Source organism: Neisseria sp. HMSC065D04 (assembly GCF_001815675.1).
GTDB lineage: Bacteria > Pseudomonadota > Gammaproteobacteria > Burkholderiales > Neisseriaceae > Neisseria.
Genome location: NZ_KV821499.1, coordinates 15,645 through 30,862, shown reverse-complemented (window position 1 = coordinate 30,862; position 15,218 = coordinate 15,645). Strand labels below are relative to the sequence as shown.

At 50.8% G+C, this 15,218-nt stretch carries 10 protein-coding genes; 2 read left to right on the top strand and 8 right to left on the bottom strand.

Going from position 1 to position 15,218, the window contains the following annotated elements; translation table 11 throughout:
• Positions 1-130: 130 nt before the first annotated feature.
• The 4 genes from HMPREF3050_RS04720 to HMPREF3050_RS04700 form a co-directional block, all read right to left on the bottom strand.
• The gene (locus tag HMPREF3050_RS04720; protein WP_003765401.1) at positions 131-331 is read right to left on the bottom strand and encodes a hypothetical protein; all 201 of its coding nucleotides are present in this window, start codon (positions 329-331) and stop codon (positions 131-133) included.
• A 419-nt stretch (positions 332-750) separates the two neighbouring features.
• Positions 751-2,292, bottom strand: a complete 1,542-nt coding sequence (locus HMPREF3050_RS04710) for an L-lactate MFS transporter (RefSeq protein ID WP_003765386.1) — start codon at positions 2,290-2,292, stop codon at positions 751-753.
• Between the two features lie 288 nt (positions 2,293-2,580).
• Positions 2,581-3,120, bottom strand: coding sequence for a hypothetical protein (locus HMPREF3050_RS04705; protein ID WP_070773730.1), 540 nt, complete (start codon positions 3,118-3,120; stop codon positions 2,581-2,583).
• 75 nt (positions 3,121-3,195) lie between these two features.
• Positions 3,196-3,876 carry an energy-coupling factor ABC transporter permease gene (locus HMPREF3050_RS04700; RefSeq protein ID WP_070773729.1) on the bottom strand — a complete coding sequence of 227 codons (681 nt, stop codon included), beginning with the start codon at positions 3,874-3,876 and terminating at the stop codon, positions 3,196-3,198.
• 138 nt (positions 3,877-4,014) lie between these two features.
• On the opposite strand from HMPREF3050_RS04700, the gene HMPREF3050_RS04695 reads away from it, so the two are divergent.
• Both HMPREF3050_RS04695 and greA read left to right on the top strand, forming a co-directional pair.
• Positions 4,015-7,164 carry a DNA translocase FtsK gene (locus HMPREF3050_RS04695; RefSeq protein ID WP_070773728.1) on the top strand — a complete coding sequence of 1,050 codons (3,150 nt, stop codon included), beginning with the start codon at positions 4,015-4,017 and terminating at the stop codon, positions 7,162-7,164.
• Between the two features lie 198 nt (positions 7,165-7,362).
• Positions 7,363-7,839: a transcription elongation factor GreA gene (greA, locus tag HMPREF3050_RS04690; RefSeq protein WP_003742680.1), complete on the top strand. Its 477-nt coding sequence runs from the start codon at positions 7,363-7,365 to the stop codon at positions 7,837-7,839.
• Between the two features lie 165 nt (positions 7,840-8,004).
• Here the strand turns inward: greA and HMPREF3050_RS04685 are convergent, their stop codons facing one another.
• From HMPREF3050_RS04685 to HMPREF3050_RS04670, 4 genes are all read right to left on the bottom strand, one after another.
• Positions 8,005-10,491, bottom strand: coding sequence for a glycogen/starch/alpha-glucan phosphorylase (locus tag HMPREF3050_RS04685; protein ID WP_070773727.1), 2,487 nt, complete (start codon positions 10,489-10,491; stop codon positions 8,005-8,007).
• Positions 10,492-10,694: 203 nt separating this feature from the next.
• Positions 10,695-12,695: a glycogen debranching protein GlgX gene (gene glgX / locus HMPREF3050_RS04680; RefSeq protein WP_070773726.1), complete on the bottom strand. Its 2,001-nt coding sequence runs from the start codon at positions 12,693-12,695 to the stop codon at positions 10,695-10,697.
• A 335-nt stretch (positions 12,696-13,030) separates the two neighbouring features.
• Positions 13,031-14,086 (bottom strand): HlyD family secretion protein, encoded by a 1,056-nt coding sequence (locus HMPREF3050_RS04675; RefSeq protein ID WP_045075193.1) that lies wholly within the window; start codon positions 14,084-14,086, stop codon positions 13,031-13,033.
• A gap of 20 nt (positions 14,087-14,106) precedes the next feature.
• Positions 14,107-14,778, bottom strand: coding sequence for a TetR/AcrR family transcriptional regulator (locus HMPREF3050_RS04670; protein ID WP_070773725.1), 672 nt, complete (start codon positions 14,776-14,778; stop codon positions 14,107-14,109).
• Between the last annotated feature and the right edge of the window lie 440 nt (positions 14,779-15,218).

The window sequence follows — 15,218 nt, the reverse complement described above, 5'->3', positions numbered from 1 at the left end:
AGTAACTCCGTAAACAAAAAGGTCGTCTGAAAAACCAAATTTAGGTTTCAGACGACCTTTTTACATGACGGTCTAAGGTTTCAGAACACCGAATCCACCGTATATCCGAAGGAAGAATCGCAATGCAGTATCAATCATCAGGATGAAACCTTGCTGCTTCGCGTTCTTTCATAGCAGTTTCCTTATCCTTCAATTTTGCTCCCAAGCCCAAGCGTTTTTCATATTCCGATTGCGGCGTGCCGTCCTCCTGCATACCAAATGCGCTGGCATTTACCCAAAGCGCAAGGACGGCAACTACGAAAGCAAAAAATCCTACGATATACCAAAACATTTCTTTTCCTATCATGGGTCAACAAACGGGAAGAAGACAGATTTCCCGTTTGACCGGCAGCTTGCTGCGGTTTGTGAAGGCAAAAATGTATCACAAATCCGGTCCGGTATAAATTGCCGATTTGCCCTGCGATACTTCGTGCAAACCTTATCTCAATCGGCATTGCACACTAATGCTTTTACCAATCAGACGGTTATACAAATATAGTGGCTTAACTTTAAACCAGGACGGCGTTACCTCGCCTAACTTTAAACCAGTACGGCGTTGCCTCGCCTTGCTGTACTATTTGTACTGTATCTGCGGCTTTCGCCTTGTCCTGATTTAAAGTTAATCCACTATAAAAGCCGGTCTTTCCGCTCAGAGGTCGTCTGAAAATCCATATCTGCATTTCAGACGACCTAACGTCGGTATCCGAAAGCCTAACGGAACAAATCCAATGCCTTGACGAACACCATCACCACGCCGTAAGCCAGCGGGACGCCGACCAACGTCCAACGCCACCAAACCGAAAAACCGCCTGCCGCGACTTTTTCCTGCAACAAGTAGGCATCGGAAACAGCAGTTTCGTCATCGGGATTGCCGCTGTGTGCCGCTGTTTTGATGTCGGTTTCGTGGTGTTTTTCATGAACCGATCTGACGGCAAGGTTGCACAGCAAACCGACAATCAACAATCCCGCCATGATGTACATGGTAACGCCGTATGCCTGCGCGGCGGGAACACCGCTGTCGATTTGGCTTTGGCGGATGTAGTTCACCAAAACCGGACCGATCACGGCAGCGGTTGACCACGCCAGCAAAATACGTCCGTGAATCGCGCCGACCTGATAAGTGCCGAACAAGTCTTTCAAATAAGCCGGAATCGCGGCAAAACCGCCGCCATACATGGAAATGATGACGCAAAATCCAATAATAAACAAAGCCTTGTTTCCACTCTCGCCAATGGACGGAACGGCAAAATACAGCAGCGAACCGAGTACGAAAAAGATGGTGTAGGTATTTTTACGTCCGAGTTTGTCGGAAACGCTGGACCATAAAAACCGTCCGCCCATATTGAACAGGCTCAAAAGGCTGACGAAACCTGCCGCCGCCCCCGCGCCGATTGCCGCTTGTTTGCCGACCGACGCCTCTGAAAACAGCTCCTGAATCATGACCGAAGCCTGCCCCAAAACGCCGATACCGGCAGTTACATTCAGGCATAACACCCAAAACAACAGCCAAAATTGCGGCGTTTTCATCGCTTGGGAAACATTGACATGATTGCTGCTGACCAGCTTGTTTTTCACTTTCGGCGCGACATAGCCTTCAGGTTTCCAACCCTCCGCCGGCACGCGGATGGTGAAGGCGCCGAACATCATCAACACAAGGTAAAACAGCCCCAACACGACAAAAGTCGGTGCGACGCCAACCGATACGTCGTCTGAAAACGCATTCATCAACGATACGGACAACGGCGAAGCAAGCATCGCACCGCCGCCGAACCCCATAATCGCCAAACCCGTCGCCATGCCCGGTTTGTCGGGAAACCACTTCATCAAAGTGGACACAGGCCCGATATAGCCCAACCCCAAGCCTATACCGCCGATCACGCCGTTGCCCAAATAGAGGAGAAACAAATTATGCGTGCTGACGCCGAGTGCCGACACAAAAAAGCCCAAGCTGAAACAGCACGCCGCAACAAACATCGCCTTGCGCGGGCCGACACGCTCCATCCAAGTGCCGAACAAAGCAGCAGACGCGCCCAACATAGCCAGCGCGATACTGAAAATCCAGCCCACAGTCGTCAGCTTCCAATCCCCGGCAGCCGATTCGGTAATGCCGATAAGCTTGGTCAGCGGCGCGTTAAACACGGAATACGCATAAATCTGCCCGATGGCAAGATGCACCGCCAAAGCGGCAGGCGGCACCAGCCAACGGTTGAAACCCGGCTTGGCAATCGTTGCCTCACGGTCTAAAAATTTCATAAAAGCCTCTTGATGTCGAATGAAAAACAGCGTTCTCCGCGAGGAAAACGCCTTAAATTGTTGACAATATTGTACCACGCTTCCGCATGGGCTTTACTCCGCTTAACATGAGTTTTTTGAGTAAGAAAGAGAAAAATCATTCATAAATGACGATATTTGAAGATGGTTTGATGATATCCGTATCTCAGATAAAAGGTCGTCTGAAAATTGGTTTTCAGACGACCTTTTATGTTGAATGACAGAATAAGCGGCAATGGCTTCGAAAGAGAACTGATGAAATAGTAATATTCAGCTGTTAGACGTTGGCTTAGTATCAAAATATCTATAAGGGTAAGAAGAGAATAAATTATCATGTATCGAATTTACTGTATCTTCAAATTGTTTTTGGCTGATTTTGTCTATTATGCCATTATTTAAATCAAGATATCTCTCTAACTCACGGTATAAAAGGGATAATTGTAGAAATTCTAAAAAATTTATTCTCAAACTCATGAAATTATCTATTTGATAATCCCCTGAATCATGATCATAAAAGAAGATTGAGCCATCCAGTTTATTTATGAACCAACCATCTCCTTGTCCTGAATAGCCAATCATCCAGAATACCTTACTACATTCAGAATAATTATTTTCTAAATATCTATTTTCCTTTAAGGAATCTTCATATCCATATATGATTACATCAGGAGTAATTTCCATACCTTTAAATCGAACCAAAAATGATAAATATGACCCGTTTAAGTTAGGCAATTTCCCTAAATTAGTGACAATATTCGCCCGAATTTCAAAATTACTAAAAATGTCTCTATCTGTTTTTAGGCTAAACATAAATATTTCTTCTTTACCTAATTGTTATTGAAATAAATTATAGGGATACATATTAACCAATCGACCTTTTACCGTTTACCAAATTTTATTGCTGGATTTCAAATATCGGTTGTCGTCAAAAGTATTAATCCATTGCGGTCTGAGTGCGATAAAAATGGCGGTAGTGATGCCGCTGAGAAAAGCTTCCGCCCAGGAGATCAGGATGAAAATAGGAAAGGCGGTGGTCCAAAGTACGGAGGTTGGGAAGGCATGGCTGATATCCAAAATGCTGACCAGTACCAGTCCGGTCAGCATCATGCCTACGGCGGACGAAATGAAGCCGTTGACAAAAATGAAGATAAAAATATTCGCGGGAAGACGGCTGACCAAGCGGCAAGAGAGCTGATTGACGATAAGCGGCGGTAAGAGCAAGGCGAGGGCGTTGACGGGATAGGCGTATCCGTCGCCGCCGTTGAACAATAAAAGATAAGGAAGAAGCAAAGCCGAACCCAGCCATAATGCGGCGGGTGCGCCAATCATCAGGGCAACCAAATTCATGGCAAGCAGGTGGTAGCTCATTTGCGCGAGCTGCCCTTCGTCAGTCATTGCATTCAGGCACCATGCGGTCGTCAGTATCAGGGCGGAGAGGATGAAGGCAGAATGGTGCTTCTGCATGGTTCGCCATGCCGGACGCGCGCAAGCGAGAAGCAGAGTAGACAACAGCAGCCAAGCGGCGATTAAAATCGAACTGGAAAACCATGCGGCTTGAAAATTCATACGAAACCAGACCGAGGGTAAATATTCAGACGACCTGCATTATACCCCGCAGACGAAATTCGCTGCGGACTTGTTTTGTTTAGTGCTGAAACACGCTAAAATAACGACCTTTGCCGTTTATTTCAAGGGAAACAGCGAATGTTTTGGACAGTGCTGATTATCATTTTATTGTGTGCCATTTGCGGCGTATTTTGGCTGCACAGAAAACAAGAACGTGAGTGGCAGCACGAATTGGCGCGCTTAGAGCGCGGCATGCAAGAGGGCAAATATATTCCTAACGGTCAGGATGCTGATTCTCCACATCAATTTTCAGAAGATGCCAAAGCGGCATACGGAAAAACCATCGCACGCCTGCGCCTGATGGCGGCGCGTTACACTCCGCAGCAAGAGCAATTATCCGAGCAACCGGCAAACACTGAAAACGAAGAATCTGAAACCGGTATGGAAGACATAGCGGATTTCTTCGAAAGCCAAGAAGCAAAACACGAATATCATCAAGATGCCGATATTGAAAGGTCGTCTGAAAATCCGTCGGCAGAACAAGTCCCCCAAGCCGAGCCGCCTCAACAACACGCTGCCGAAAGGAAAGATACGCCGTATATCGTTCCTTTTGTCGAAACCGAAGAGCCTGAATATATTCCCCGTATCGTTAAAGACGAAGGCTTTGAAGAAATCACTTTGGAAGAGGCAACCCGTTCGCTCAATGAAGCGGCGTTACAGGAATGGGAAGAGCAGCAGACCGTCAGCCATCCTGCAGGCGACCGGAATAACGATGACGGGGAAATCCAACCCATCCGCGCATCGGTAACACCGATGAAAGGTTTGCAGATTATCGATTTCAACGATCCCGTACTGCGCCGGACCCGCGAGCGCGTCATGGCGGGCGTCAATGGCATCCAAATCCCCAAAGCCAGTGCGCCACATATCGAAACCGTGCAAACCGCATTGCGCACGGCCGAGCGCGAAGCCATTTTGCCTGTCGTTGACAATCTGGATAGCCGTGCAGAGATTGATGTGACGGACATTCAGAACACATTGGCTCGAAGTACGGCAGCACGCCAGCGCCTTGCCGCCGCTGTTGCGCCTGTGCGCGATTTCCAGCCGCAAATCATTCAAAACGATGAAATTTTGGCAAACCTGATTCCTGCAAGCCGCCGACGGACGGTTCGCCACGCTGAAGCGGCGGCGGAAAAACTGGCGCGCAAGCAGCAATCTGCTGCCGCGCAGGTGAAATTGTCGGAAGAAGCCGATCTGCGACCTGAGCAAACGGTTGAGCGTTCCGTCACACGCAAACCACTGTTCCCGCCTAAAACGCTTCGCACCGAACCTGTCGCTCCGCCAAAAGAAAAAGCAGTCTATATTTCAAGACAGCCCGCCCCTACCGCAACCGTAGTCGAGCCGCCCGAAGTACCGACCGTTACCCCGACGCCAATCGATATCCCGACACCGCCGAGCTTTACGCCGCCACCTGTTGCCCCGGAAATCGTCGATCCTCCGGTAGCGCGCCCCGCTTGGGAAATCCCTGCTTTCCATTCTGAAGTCAATGCGCATGTCAGCGATAATCCTGTCCGCTCGATTCATGATTACTTAATCAGTGAATCCGAAACGGAGGATGAAGTCGCAGGCGGAAATGTACAGAGAAATGCTGAAACCGAATCCGCCCATACGGAAGATACGGAAATTTCTGCCTTTGAACATCATCAGCCGATACATCATGCCGATCTTGCGACGGGTTATGCTGTCGATGATGCTGATGCAGATTCAGAAGAAGAGACCGGGGCGTTTTACAAGTTTTCAGACGACCTGAAGTACCCATTACCAACCACAGACTTGCTCCTTCCGCCCCAATTCGACCCTGCCGCTACGCAAACCGAAGAAGAATTGTTAAACAACAGCATCACCATCGAAGAAAAGCTGGCGGAATTCAAGGTCAAAGTCAAAGTCGTGGACTCCTATTCCGGTCCGGTGATTACGCGTTACGAAATCGAACCTGATGTCGGCGTGCGCGGCAATTCGGTCATAAACCTCGAAAAAGACCTCGCCCGTTCGCTCGGTGTTGCCTCTATCCGCGTCGTCGAAACCATACCCGGCAAAACCTGCATGGGCTTGGAGCTGCCGAACCCGAAACGCCAAATGATACGCCTGAGCGAAATCTTCAATTCGCCCGCGTTTGCCGAATCCAAATCCAAGCTGACGCTCGCGCTTGGTCAGGACATTACCGGTCAGCCCGTCGTTACCGACTTGGGCAAAGCACCGCATTTGCTGGTTGCCGGTACGACCGGTTCGGGTAAATCGGTCGGCGTTAATGCCATGATTTTATCTATGCTCTTCAAAGCGACGCCTGAAGACGTGCGCATGATTATGATTGACCCGAAAATGCTGGAATTGAGCATTTACGAAGGCATTCCACACCTGCTCGCACCTGTCGTTACCGATATGAAGCTGGCGGCCAATGCGCTCAACTGGTGCGTCAACGAAATGGAAAAACGCTATCGTTTGATGAGTCATGTAGGCGTTCGCAACCTTGCGGGCTTCAATCAAAAAATCATGGAAGCTGCCGCACAAGGCATGAAAATTGCCAACCCGTTCAGCCTGACGCCCGACGATCCCGAACCTTTGGAAAAACTGCCGTTTATCGTAGTCGTGGTTGACGAGTTTGCCGATTTGATGATGACCGCAGGCAAGAAAATCGAAGAACTGATTGCCCGCCTTGCCCAAAAAGCCCGCGCGGCAGGTATTCATTTAATTCTTGCCACACAGCGTCCAAGCGTCGATGTCATCACAGGTCTGATTAAAGCCAACATCCCGACACGCATCGCCTTCCAAGTATCCAGCAAAATCGACAGCCGTACAATTCTCGACCAAATGGGCGCAGAAAACCTGCTCGGACAAGGCGATATGCTGTTCCTGCCGCCCGGTACAGGCTATCCGCAACGTGTCCACGGTGCATTCGCTTCAGACGACGAAGTACACCGCGTAGTCGAATATTTGAAACAATTCGGCGAACCCGATTACATCGACGATATTCTGATGAGCGGCACAACCGACGATCTGCCGGGTATCAGCCGCAGCAGCGACAGCGAAGTTGATCCGATGTATGACGAAGCCGTCTCCGTCGTTCTGAAAACGCGCAAAGCCAGCATTTCCGGTATCCAACGCCAATTACGCATCGGCTACAACCGCGCCGCCCGCCTGATTGACCAAATGGAAGCAGACGGCATCGTTTCGCCTGCCGAAACCAACGGCAACCGTACCGTTTTGGCGCAAAGCAGCGAACATTTGGACTAAAGCCACACCAGAGCAGGGAAAAAGCCGATTGCCGTTGCAGTTTCTCCTGATTTTGGTACAATACCGCCATTCATTCTTACACAGACAAGCCGCCGAGATTTAGGCGGCTTGTATTTTTATTTTCATTTTGCGGATTATATTTACCGCATTTTTTACTAGGCAAAAGCAGTCCAAACGCTTTTGCGGAGACGACAAACCATGCAAAAAATTCCATTGACCGTACGCGGCGCAGAATTGCTCAAACAAGAATTGCAACGCCTCAAAAGCGTCGCCCGTCCCGAAATCATCGAAGCCATCGCCGAAGCCCGTTCGCACGGCGACTTGTCCGAAAACGCCGAATACGAGGCCGCCAAAGAAAAACAAGGCTTTATCGAAGGACGTATTTCCGAGTTGGAACACAAATTGTCCATGGCGCACATCATCAATCCCGCTGAAATCCACGCAGAAGGCAAAATCGTCTTCGGCACGACCGTAACGCTGGAAGATTTGGAAACCGAAGAACACGTTACCTATCAAATCGTCGGCGAAGACGAAGCAGACATCAAAGAAGGCAAAATCTACGTCGGCTCCCCCATTGCCCGCGCCTTAATCGGCAAAGAGGAAGGCGATGTAGCCGAAGTACAAGCCCCAGGTGGCGTTCGCGAATACGACATTATTTCGGTTCAATATATCTGATTGCCCCGAATTGCCTTGATATAAAGAGAACAGAGGTCGTCTGAAAACCAAGAAAAATGGTTTTCAGACGACCCTTCTTACAGGGTTCTCCTTGAACTAAGCCATACAAGCAAAAACAGCCGATACTTTCCCGTATCGGCTGTTTCGTTTACTGCTTCATTCATATCAAACTAATTGGTGTTTAGGCAGCTCTTTCAAAGTCAGCGGCTCTATGTACCAGATATCGCGGCAGTAGTCGGCGATGGATCGGTCGGATGAGAAGAAGCCCATGTTGGCGATGTTGATCAATGCGGATTTTCGCCATGCGGCAACATTGCGGTAGTGTTCGTCCGCTTTGTATTGCGTGTCGATGTAGCTGCGGAAATCCGCCATCAGTTGATAGAAATCGCCGTAAGGTTGCAGGACGTCGTTGTAGCGGTTCGGCTCTTCGGGGGAAAATGTACCGCTGCTGATTTGGTTGACGACGCGGCGCAGGTCGTGATCGCGTTCGATGTAGCCCAGCGGGTCGTAGCCGTTGCGGCGGAGTTCTTCCACTTGTTCGACGGTGTTGCCGAAGATAAAGCAGTTGTCCGCGCCGACTTTTTCCAGAATTTCGACGTTTGCGCCGTCCAGCGTACCCATGCAAAGCGCGCCATTGAGGGCGAACTTCATGTTGCTGGTACCCGATGCCTCCGTTCCTGCCAATGAGATTTGTTCGTGCAAATCGGCGGCGGGGATGATGATTTGGGCGAGGCTGACGCTGTAATTCGGGATATAGACGACTTTAATCAGGTCGCGAATGCGTTCGTCGTTGTTGATGGTTTTCGCTACGTCGTTAATCAGGCGGATGATTTTTTTCGCCATGTAGTAGGCGGATGCGGCTTTACCGGCAAAGATGAAGACGCGCGGCTGCCAGTCGAAATCCGGGTTTTCCAGGATTTTGTTGTAGCGGTCGACGATGTGCATCACGTTCAGCGCCTGGCGTTTGTATTCGTGGATGCGTTTGATTTGGATGTCAAACAGCGCGTCTGTGTTGACCTTGATGCCCAATTCGGTTTCGATGTATTTGGCGAGGCGTTCTTTGGCGGCTTTTTTCACTGCGCCGAATTCTGCCTGCACGCTTGCATCGTCAACTTTTTCGTTGAGCTTGGTCAGATTGTCCAAATGCAGGCGCCAGTCTTGTTCGCCCAAGTGTTTGTCGAGGAAACGGGTCAGCTCGGGGTTGGCGATGTTGATCCAGCGGCGCGGGGTTACGCCGTTGGTTACGTTGGTGAAGCGTTCGGGGAACACTTTGGCAAAGTCGGCGAATATGGAAGTGGTCATCAGGTCGGAGTGGATTTTCGCCACGCCGTTGACTTTGTGCGAACCGATAACCGCCAGCCATGCCATGCGGACACGGCGGCCGTTGTTCTCATCGATGATGGACACGCGGCGGACGAAGTCGTCGTCAAAGTTGCCGATGGCGCGCAGGGCGTTCAGGAAGTAGGCGTTGATTTCAAAGATGATGTCCAAATGGCGCGGCAGCAGGCGGCCCATCAAATCGACCGGCCAAGTTTCCAAGGCTTCGCTCATCAGGGTGTGGTTGGTGTAAGAGAAAATCTTGCAGCACATATTCCATGCTTCGGTCCATGCGATGCCTTCTTCGTCAATCAGGATACGCATCAGCTCGGGAATCGCCAGCACGGGGTGGGTATCGTTCAGGTGGATGGCGACTTTGTCGGCAAGGTTTTTGATGCTGGGGAAACGGCATTTGTGGCGCGCCACGATGTCTTGTACGGATGCGGAAACTAGGAAATATTCCTGTTTCAGGCGCAGTTCGCGGCCGCTGTCGGTGGAGTCGTTCGGATAGAGGACGCGCGAGATGTTTTCATCGCTGTTTTGCGCGCGAACTGCGGAAGCGTAATCGCCGCGGTTGAAGTCTGCCAAATCGAAGCGGTTACCGGCGTGAGCCGTCCAAAGGCGCAACGGATTGGCGACGTCGCCGCCGTAGCCCGGGATGATTTCATCGTATGCCATCGCGGAAATTTCTTCGCTCGGATGCCATTCTTTTTTGTCACCCATATTGATGACCTGTCCGCCGAAGCTGACGGCATATTGTTTGTTCGGGCGGCCGATTTGCCATGCCAAATCTTGGTCGAGCCACAAATCGGGTTTTTCGACCTGCTGGCCGTCCACGATTTCTTGTTTGAACATACCGTATTGATAGCGGATGCCGTAGCCCATCGCGGGAATGCGCAAGGTGGCGAGCGAATCGAGGAAGCAGGCGGCCAGGCGGCCCAAACCGCCGTTGCCCAAACCGGGGTCTTGTTCCTGTTCGCAGATGTCGGCAAACTCTTTACCCAGTTGTTTGAACGCCTCTTCAAATTCGGCATAAACGCCTTCGTTAATCAAAGCGTTGACGAAGGCGCGTCCCAACAGGAATTCCATGGAAAGGTAGTAAACCATGCGTTTGCCGTTGTCGATGTGGGCGCGGCGGGTTTGCAGGAAGTCTTCGGCAATCAGGTCGCGCGCGGCGAGCATGGCGGCATTGAGCCATTGGTGTTCGGTCGCCTCTTTCGGATCGACGCCCAAAATGAAAATCAATTTATAGACGATGGACTTGCGGATGGTTTCGGCATCCGGTTTCGGCATGACGTAATCAAAACCTGAAATGGGTTGTTTTTTCTTAGCCATAATAGCCTTTCTCTGTTGGGGATGGGATGATGAAGCGGGGGAATTTGTATCTTTTGGCGGTCTGAGGTCGTCTGAAAAGCCGTATGCCTTTATGTTCCGTTAAGCAAGTCAAGCAGGTAAATTTATTACTCATCTTCGACATTATAACTGAGGCAGTTTAAATAATAGGGTTTCTTTTAAAAACATCTTATTAACGGCATATGTCATATATTCGGCGATGTATTCTTACGCTGCAAAATCCAAATACCCATATGTTCGACTGTCAGCTTGCCGTCTGCATTGTAATTAAACTTCTCAGATGGTACGCAAGAAATCTGCCAACTTCCTTGAGGCAGGTTAAATATTTGTTGGCTACGCTTGGCATTGATCAACAGCAGCCATTCATCGTCCAAAACGATCTGCATGGCTTTTGCGCCGCGGTTGTGCCAACAAAGCTCGCTCATCGGTTCGCCTTGAATATTGAGCCAGCGGACGCGCTCTTGTTTCCACCAGACATCATCGCCCAATAATTTGATTTCTTGGCGCAGGCGGATTAAATCGCGCGTATAGCCTTGCAACGCTTCGTCCGCCTGCTGCCAATCCAGCCAAGTAATCGGGTTGTCCTGACAATAGCTGTTGTTGTTCCCCTGTTGGCTGTTGCCGAACTCGTCGCCCGCCAGCAGCATGGGTGTGCCGTTGGCAAGGAACAGCGAAGCAAGCAAGGCTTTGACGGTGTAGGAGCGGTCTTCCAAAATTGCCGCATCTTCGGTTTCGCCCTCGATGCCGTGGTTGTAGCTGATGTTTTCGTTATGCCCGTCGCGGTTGTCTTCGCCGTTGGCATGGTTGTGTTTTTCGTTGTAGCTGACCAAATCGCGCAGCGTAAAACCATCGTGTGCGGTAATAAAATTGATGCTGGCGGAAGGATGGCGCCCGCTGTGGTTGAAAATATCAGACGACCCCGCCAGACGTTCGGCAAACGCACCCAAATTGCCGCTTTCCCACACCCAAAACGCGCGCATATCGTCGCGGAAACGTCCGTTCCACTCGGCAAAAGGCTGCGGGAAATTGCCCAAGTGATAGCCGCCTTCGCCGATGTCCCACGCTTCGACAATCAGTTTGCAGCGTGCCAACACGGGGTCTTGGTACACCACCTGAAAAAAACGTCCGTAAGCCTGAAAATCGGGTTCCCGCCCCAATACCGTTCCCAAGTCGAAGCGGAAACCGTCCACATGAAATGTTTCCGCCCAATAGCGCAGGCTGTCCGCCGCCCAGCGGGTTACGTCGCGGCGGACGATGTTCAGCGTATTGCCGCAGCCCGACCAGTTTTCATAGCTGCCGTCGGGCTTCAACCAATACCACAAAGCATTGTCTATGCCGCGCTGGCAAAGCATCGGGCCTTTTTCGTCCTGCTCGGCGGTATGGTTGTACACAACATCCAAAATCACTTCCAAACCTGCTTGATGCAAGGCTTTGACCGCCTGCTTCAACTCTTCCGCTGCGCATTCGGCATCGGCGGCATAAGACGGCTCGACGGCAAAATGGGAATAGGTGTTGTAGCCCCAATAATTGCTCAAGCCCATTTTTTGCAGGTGGTATTCGTCCAAATGCTGGTGTACCGGCAGCAGCTCGACGGCGGTAACGCCCAAAGTTTTCAAATAATCAATCACGCGCGGATCGGTCAGCGCTTGATACGTTCCCGCGTGTTCCAAATCGGGAAACTGCTTGGTAAAGCCTTTCACATGGGCTTCATACACTATCGTCCTGCCCCACGGATGGTTCGGACGGCGGTCGTCGCCCCAATCGAAATCATCGTCGCCCACCACCACGCTTTTAGGCGCCACCGCCGCATTGTCCCGCTCGTCTTCCGGACGAAACCATGCCATTTCCTCATCATCCTTGTAACTTGGTTTGCCGTCGATTTTTTTGGAATACGGGTCAATCAACAATTTGTTCGGATTGAAACACGATCCGCCCGGCGCATCAGCGCGTCCGTAAACACGAAAACCATACCGCTGCCCTGCCCCGACCTCCGGCACAAAGCCGTAAAACACCGACCCGCGCCGCGAAGGCATTTCCAAACGGGTTTCCCCTCCCTTGTCAAAGAGGCACAGCTCGACTTTTTCGGCATGAATGGAAAACAGCGCAAAATTCGCCCCTTCCTCAGTCAGCGACACGCCCATCGGATAAGGCGCACCTTCTTCAATGCGCCATGTTTTGGTTTTCATTTTGTTTGTCCTGATTTGATGGAGACGCTTCGGGCTGCGCTTCCGGATAGATGTTCTTTTTCTATAGTGGATTAACTTTAAACCAGGACGGCGTTACCTCGCCTTAGCTCAAAGAGAACGATTCTCTAAGGTGCTGAAGCACCAAGTGAATCGGTTCCGTACTATCTGTACTGTATCTGCGGCTTCCGCCTTGTCCTGATTTAAATTTAATCCACTATATAGTGGTGATGCTTGAATGGAAAGAGGTCGTCTGAAAAGCAAAATCCCGTTTTCAGACGACCTCTTCTAGCCATAACCCTTTGTTTTAACTTGAGGTAGTCCGAATTTGAGCGCTATTAATTCGGCAACCTCACCGCCAACTCGGCAGGCCAAGCCGCCTTAGCGTCGGTTTTTACAAAACCATTGCCCGTCAGCCCGCCTTTCAGCAGGCGGTTGTATTTCACCGCCGTTTCGCGCGGCACTTGCAATTTCACTTTAAACATCAGCTTCGCACGTTCATCGACCGTTTCCACCGACTTGGGCGTAAACTGCGCGTCCGTCGCGATAAATTTGATTTTGGCGGGAAACACCGCGTCAATGCCGTCCAAACGGATACGCGCATCATCATTGACTTTCAGACGGCTCATACTGTCGGTCGGCAGGAAAATATTCATCGAAACATCGGCAGGATCAAGCAGGCTGACCACTTTCGAACCCGCCGCGACCACGTTGCCCGCTTCCGCAATGGTGTATTCCACCCTGCCGGCTATCGGCGCGCGGATATTCATATCATCGTTGGCGGATGTGGCCGATTTGACTGCCGCCCTCGCCTGTTCGACACCGGCGCGTGCTTCTGCTTGTGCGGCGGCACTTTGCGCTACCGTCGCCCGTGCTTCGTCCCGCGCCGCTTCGGCTGCTTTGACTGCCGCGACAGCGCGTTCATAATCCGCCTGACGCTTGGTAACTTCCGATTGCGACACCAGCTGGTCGGCAAGCAATTTGCGCGCATTGTCCAGCTCCATTTTCGCCACGCGCAGCTGCTGCCTGTTCGCGTCCACATTCGCCTGCGCACGCGCAACCGTCTGCTTCATCTGCGCTTCGGCGGCTTTGGCGCGCCCGACCGCCTCTTCTTGCCGCAATTCCGCCGCCCGCGCTTCTTCCAAACGGCTGTTGCTGGTTTCAGACGACAGTTCCGCCAGAATATCGCCCTCTTTCACGTCCGCGCCCTCTTCCACCAATACCGCCTTCACCCGCCCCGGATACAGGCTGGAGACATCGATGCGGTTCAGCTCCAGCCGCCCGTTGGATTGCGCAATCCATGTCGGCAGGGTTTCTTTTTGGTTTTGAAGGACATACCACACGCCGCCCGCAGCCAGCGCGACGGCAAGAGAAGCAATAACAGCTTTTTTCATGTTGCGTTACACCTTAATCGTCAAAACGGACGCGCCTTAGAGCGGTATTGCGGAAACAGCGCGGCAAACGCCCAATCTATCCTTTGGTGGATGGACGAATCGGTCAGCAAATCCTCATGCCGCCCGTTCATCTCATCAGTCAGTATCCCCAACATACGGTAGCGCGTGTTCATAATCATCGGCGAGATGACCGCGCCGTTGAGAAACTCAAACTGATTAAACAGAGCCAGTTCCGGCACATCATCCCTGCCGTTGCACGCCTTAATATGCCGAATCATCCCGCAGGCAAGCATCTTATGCTGCTTTTTCAAAGCCTTGGTAATCAAATCCACGCCTTCTTCGCTATCCAGCAGCATCCTGTGTATCCACGCCAAATGCTCGCGTATCGTCACCGCCAGCCGCCAGACAATCTGATACAGCCGCTCCGTATCTTCGATATTTTGGGCAAAATCGAACGACACCCGCCCCAAAGCCCGATTGCTGTACTCAATCAACATCGCCTTCACAAATTCGTCTTTATCGGCAAACATCCTGTTGAACGTTTCCAAATTCGAATTCAAATGCTCCGCGATCGCCTGCTCGGACAGCCGCTTGTAGCCGCATCTGGGATAAAAATGAATGCCTGCGGAAATAAATTGCGCACTGGTTACACCGTTCATTATCTTCACCTCATCTGCCTGTATTGTTGTCATAGGACAAATATCCAAGACTCAAATGAAACAAAAATCTTCTGAAATATCAGACCGCCTGCGGAAGCTGCCGTCGCAAACCAACGCCTCATCCCAAGCCAAGCCGATACAAATGCCAACCAACCGTTATTTTATCAAGCACGCAAAACGCCCCGATTCCGTCATCCGGTCTGTTTTTTTATTTCACTATATAACAAACCGCCCCCGCCTTCAATGCAAGCCATCTTCCAATCATCATTAAAATCCGATAGTTAAATTTGTTTTAAGAGGATATGGGTCGTCTGAAAAAACGGTTTCAGACGATTTGAAGGAGGCACTAACATAAACCAATACCCTTAAAACCCTGCATCGTTGAACTGCAAGCCTGACGGTTTGCCGCCATTCTTGCCCGAGTCAAAACAGGCGAACAAACATATAGTGGATTAACTTTAAATCAGGACAAG

Excerpts from the sequence above, each read along its gene's own strand:
- HMPREF3050_RS04720 (WP_003765401.1), bottom strand. The coding sequence starts at position 331 with ATGTTTTGGTATATCGTAGGATTTTTTGCTTTCGTAGTTGCCGTCCTT.
- HMPREF3050_RS04710 (WP_003765386.1), bottom strand. The coding sequence starts at position 2,292 with ATGAAATTTTTAGACCGTGAGGCAACGATTGCCAAGCCGGGTTTCAAC.
- HMPREF3050_RS04705 (WP_070773730.1), bottom strand. The coding sequence starts at position 3,120 with ATGTTTAGCCTAAAAACAGATAGAGACATTTTTAGTAATTTTGAAATT.
- HMPREF3050_RS04700 (WP_070773729.1), bottom strand. The coding sequence starts at position 3,876 with ATGAATTTTCAAGCCGCATGGTTTTCCAGTTCGATTTTAATCGCCGCT.
- HMPREF3050_RS04695 (WP_070773728.1), top strand. The coding sequence starts at position 4,015 with ATGTTTTGGACAGTGCTGATTATCATTTTATTGTGTGCCATTTGCGGC.
- greA (WP_003742680.1), top strand. The coding sequence starts at position 7,363 with ATGCAAAAAATTCCATTGACCGTACGCGGCGCAGAATTGCTCAAACAA.
- HMPREF3050_RS04685 (WP_070773727.1), bottom strand. The coding sequence starts at position 10,491 with ATGGCTAAGAAAAAACAACCCATTTCAGGTTTTGATTACGTCATGCCG.
- glgX (WP_070773726.1), bottom strand. The coding sequence starts at position 12,695 with ATGAAAACCAAAACATGGCGCATTGAAGAAGGTGCGCCTTATCCGATG.
- HMPREF3050_RS04675 (WP_045075193.1), bottom strand. The coding sequence starts at position 14,086 with ATGAAAAAAGCTGTTATTGCTTCTCTTGCCGTCGCGCTGGCTGCGGGC.
- HMPREF3050_RS04670 (WP_070773725.1), bottom strand. The coding sequence starts at position 14,778 with ATGACAACAATACAGGCAGATGAGGTGAAGATAATGAACGGTGTAACC.